Origin of the sequence: Brevibacillus massiliensis (genome assembly GCF_000311785.1) — a bacterium.
In the GTDB taxonomy this organism is placed as follows: Bacteria; Bacillota; Bacilli; order Brevibacillales; family Brevibacillaceae; genus Brevibacillus_C; species Brevibacillus_C massiliensis.
Window position 1 is genome coordinate 1 of record NZ_HE978562.1, and the last position, 4325, is coordinate 4325.

Annotated in this window: 4 protein-coding genes; all 4 read right to left on the reverse strand. The window is 63.5% G+C overall.

What is annotated here, in order from left to right:
• Nucleotides 1–1316: dihydrolipoyl dehydrogenase (lpdA, locus tag HGBM_RS26025; protein WP_019124007.1), on the reverse strand; the 1316-nt coding region annotated here is incomplete at its 3' end.
• A gap of 12 nt (nucleotides 1317–1328) precedes the next feature.
• Nucleotides 1329–2681, reverse strand: coding sequence for a dihydrolipoamide acetyltransferase family protein (locus tag HGBM_RS26030; RefSeq protein ID WP_019124008.1), 1353 nt, complete (start codon nucleotides 2679–2681; stop codon nucleotides 1329–1331).
• A 12-nt stretch (nucleotides 2682–2693) separates the two neighbouring features.
• Nucleotides 2694–3677, reverse strand: a complete 984-nt coding sequence (locus HGBM_RS26035; RefSeq protein ID WP_019124009.1) for an alpha-ketoacid dehydrogenase subunit beta — start codon at nucleotides 3675–3677, stop codon at nucleotides 2694–2696.
• A gap of 33 nt (nucleotides 3678–3710) precedes the next feature.
• Nucleotides 3711–4325, reverse strand: a 615-nt coding sequence (locus HGBM_RS26040) for a thiamine pyrophosphate-dependent dehydrogenase E1 component subunit alpha (RefSeq protein ID WP_019124010.1), incomplete at its 5' end; no start/stop codon positions are given.

Sequence of the window (4325 nt, forward strand, 5' to 3'; positions counted from 1 at the left end):
GGATGGGCGAAGATCATCCCGGCCAGCTCCTCTACCGTGCCTTCCAGGTGGATGAACGCGGACGGCGCGGCGATCATTTCCGTCACGTGGGCCCCGAAGAGCACCACGCCGAGAATCTCCCCGTACTTCTCCTCGGCGATCAGCTTGACAAAGCCTTCCCGCTGGTCCATCGCCAGCGCCTTGCCGTTGCCGGAGAAGGGGTAGGTCTCCACTTTTACCCGGTACCCCTGCCCTTGCGCCTCTTCTTCCGTCAGGCCGACGCTGGCGATCTCCGGCAGGGTGTAGACGCAGCGCGGCACGACTTTGTAGTCGACGGTGACGCGCTCCCCGGCCGCGTTGCGGGCCGCGACCGTGCCTTCCGCACTGGCCACGTGGGCGAGCTGCCAGCCGCCGATCAGGTCGCCGACCGCGTAGATGCCCTTGATGCTCGTCTCCAGGTGCTTGTCGACGGCGACAAACGGCCCGTTCATCGCCAGACCTAATGACTCGATGCCGGACAGGTTGGGGCGGCGGCCGACGGCCACCAGCACTTCCTGACAGGCCAGCTCCTGGCTCTTGCCGGACGCATCGACGATGCGGACCTGTTTGCCGCTGTCCGTCTGGGCCAGCGACTCCACCCGGGCCCCGGTCAGGATCGTGACTCGCTTCTTCTGCAGGGCCTTCTGCAGTGCGCGGGAGGCGTCGGGGTCTTCATTCGGAACCAGCCGCTCCGCCATCTCCACGACGGTGACGCGGGTGCCCAGACTGGCGAAAATGCAGGCAAACTCCACGCCGATCACCCCGCCGCCGATGATCGCGATCGACTCCGGAATCTCGCGCAGGCCGAAAATCGTGTCGCTGGTGTGGACCGCCACCTGATCCATGCCGGTGATCGGCGGCACGAACGGCACCGAACCGGTCGCCAGAATCACCTGCTCTGCCTGAATCGTCTGCGGCGAAGCGCCGTCAATCGCAATCGTCTTGTCGGGGCGAACCGTCCCTTTTCCCTTGTAGACGTCTACCTTGCCCGCTTTCAAGAGCGAAGCCACGCCTGTCCGCAGGCGCTTGATCACCTCGTCTTTGCGGGCCATCATCTTCTCCAGGGAAAGCTGCATCTCTCCGGTCTCGATCCCCCAGCTTTTGGCCGCCTGGATGTCTTCGATCACCTCGGCGTGGCGAAGCAGGGTTTTGGAGGGGATGCAGCCCCGGTTGAGGCACGTGCCGCCCAGCTCATCCGCCTCGATCAGGGCGACCGTCTGCCCTTCCTTGGCGGCGCGAATCGCCGCCACATATCCGCCCGGTCCGCCGCCGACTACGGCTACCTTGTAGGTTTTCATCATCACGACCTCCTAGACCATCATTTGATAGGGGTTTTCCAGCACTTCCTTGACCGTCTGCAGGAAGGCGGCCGCCGGAGCGCCGTCGATCACCCGATGGTCAAACGAGAGGCTGAGCGTCATCATCGGCCGCAGCACGATCTCGCCGCCCACGCCGACCGGTTTTTCATGGATGCGGCCGACGCCGAGAATCGCCGATTCCGGCTGGTTGATGATCGGCGTAAAGGCGTCGATCGAGTACATCCCCAGGTTGCTGATCGTAAAGGTGCCGCCGGACATGTGCTCCGGCAAAAGCTTGTTGTCGCGGGCCAGCGACGCCAGCTGCTTGCAGGCGGCGGTCAGGTCGGCCAACCCTTGCTGGTCGGCCTGTTTGACGACCGGGACGACCAATCCGTTCGGGACGGCCACCGCCAGGCCGATGTTCACCTGCGGGTGAAGGGCAATGTAGTCGCCTTGCAGCGAGGCGTTGACCTTCGGATGCTCGCGAAGCGCATAGGCCACGGCCTTCATGATGATCTCGGTGTAGGACAGGCGCAGTCCCGTCTTGTTCTCCACGACAGGCAGCAGGGCCTGGCGCATCGCGATCGCGGCGCTCATGTCCACTTCGCTCACCAGCGTGACATGCGGCGCGGTAAAGGCGCTCTGCACCATCCGCTGGGCGATCACCTTGCGCATGCCGTCCAGCTTGACCTGCTCGCCCGCTGCCGGAACGGAAGCGGCGGCCGCACGCTGATGGGCCAGCACGTCATCTTTGCGCACTTTGCCCTGCACACCCGTTCCCGCCACGTCGCCCAAGGCAATTCCTTCGGCGGCGGCGATCTTTTGCGCGAGCGGCGTCGCTTTGACTTCTGCCTGTCGGTTGTCGGCCAAATAGCGCAGGACGTCGGCCTGGTGGATCCGGCCGCGCTCCCCGGTTCCCGTCACCTTGTGCAGGGAGATCCCGTTTTCCCGGGCGATGCGGCGCGCGGCCGGCGTGGCCCGCACCTTCTCCCCGGCGGTATCGTCGGCGGCTTCCGCAGCCTCACAGGCCTGTCCGGTCGAGGCGTCACACGCAGTCTCGGCGGCCGCTCCGTCCTTTGCGCCGGCGGAACCCTCTACAGGCGGCGGGCTGTCCGGCACCTGCTCTCCTTCCGCTCCGATGTAGCCGATCACTTGGTTGACCGGCACCACTTCATCGGCGCCGTAGTAGATCTTGAGCAGCTTGCCGCTGGCGTACGATTCCACTTCGATGTTGATCTTGTCCGTCATCACTTCCAGCAGCAGGTCGCCTTCCTTGACGTCGTCGCCTTCCTGCTTGAACCACTGCAGGATAGTGCCCGTCTCCATCGTCATGCTCAGCTTGGGCATGAATACTTCCGTTGCCATGCTCTCTCCCCCCTATACGCGGTTCAGCGTCTCTTTGACCGCTTGGATGATGTCGGCTTCTTGCGGGATGGCTGCCTTCTCCAGTATCGGGTTGTACGGGATCGGCACGGCTTTTCCGCCCAGGCGCTTAATCGGCGCGTCGAGGTAGTCAAACGCCTCGCTCTCGGCGATCATGCTGGCGATCTCGCCGCCGAATCCGCCGCGCTTGACAGCTTCGTGCACGACGACGAGCCGGCCGGTTTTCTTGACTGACTTCACGATGGTCTCTTCGTCGAGCGGCACCAGGGTGCGCGGATCGACGATCTCGACGCTGATCCCTTCTTTTTCCAGTTCAACCGCAGCGGCCAGCGCTTTGTGCACCATGATCGCGGTGGCGACGATGGTGACGTCGGTCCCTTCGCGCTTGATGTCCGCGACGCCGAGCGGGATCGAGTAGGCCCCTTCCGGCACGTGTCCCTTGGTGCGGTAGCACAGCTTGTGTTCGTAGAAGATCACCGGGTTGTCGTCGTCTATCGCCGCTTTGAGCAGCCCTTTGGCATCGTATCCGGTGGACGGCTGCACCACCTTCAGGCCGGGGATGTGGGCCATCCAGGCTTCCAGGCTTTGCGAGTGCTGGGCCGCGGCGCCTGTCCCCGATCCGGCCGGGGTGCGCAGCACCATCGGCACCTTCCCTTTGCCGCCGAACATGTAGCGGTTTTTCGCCGCCTGGTTGACGATCTGGTCGGTGGCGATGGTGATAAAGTCCGAGAACTGCAGCTCGATGATCGGGCGCATCCCGGTCATCGCCGCCCCGACGGCGGCACCGGCAATCGCCGACTCGGAGATGGGCGTGTTGCGCACGCGCTCGGGCCCGAACTCTTCGATCATGCCGCGCGTCACCCCGAACGCCCCGCCGTAGACGCCGATATCTTCGCCCATGATGAACACGTCGGGGTTGACTCTCATCTCTTCCTGCATGGCTTCCCGAACCGCTTCCAAATAGGTTATCTCTCTCATCTGTGTCCCTGCTCCCTTCTATTTTTGCGTCCCTTAGGCGTACACGTCTTCTTCCAGTGTATCCAGAGAAGGCATCGGGCTGTTTTCGGCAAACACGACCGCGTCTTCGATTTCTTTTTTCGCTTTTTGTTCGATCTCGTCCGCCTGCGCCTCCGTCAGGATCGCCTCGTCGATCAAGACCTGCCGCATCCGCGCGATCGGGTCGCGGTTGGTGCGCCACTCCATCTCTTCCTCGCGGGTGCGGTACTTTTTCGCATCGCTCTTGGAGTGGCCTTTCCAGCGGTAGGTTTTGGCTTCGACCAGCGTCGGCCCCTCGCCGGATCTGGCCCGTGCGACCGCCTCCGCTACGACGTTCATCACCGCGAAGATGTCGTTGCCGTCGACCACGACGCCGGGGATGCCGTACGAAGCGGCGCGCTCCGCGATGTTTTCGATGTTGATCATCTCTTTGACCGAGCCGGACATGCCGTACTGGTTGTTTTCACAGATGAACACGACCGGAAGCTTCCAGATCGAGGCCATGTTGAGCGACTCGTGGAAGCTGCCTTCATTGGACGCCCCGTCGCCGAAAAACGACAGGGTGACGTAGCCGAGTTTTTTCATCTGGGACGTCAAGGCCGCGCCGACCGCGATCGGAATCCCGCCGCC

What these genes read in the sequence shown, in the direction of transcription:
- HGBM_RS26030 (WP_019124008.1), bottom strand. Translation starts at nt 2,681, where the DNA reads ATGGCAACGGAAGTATTCATGCCCAAGCTGAGCATGACGATGGAGACG.
- HGBM_RS26035 (WP_019124009.1), bottom strand. Translation starts at nt 3,677, where the DNA reads ATGAGAGAGATAACCTATTTGGAAGCGGTTCGGGAAGCCATGCAGGAA.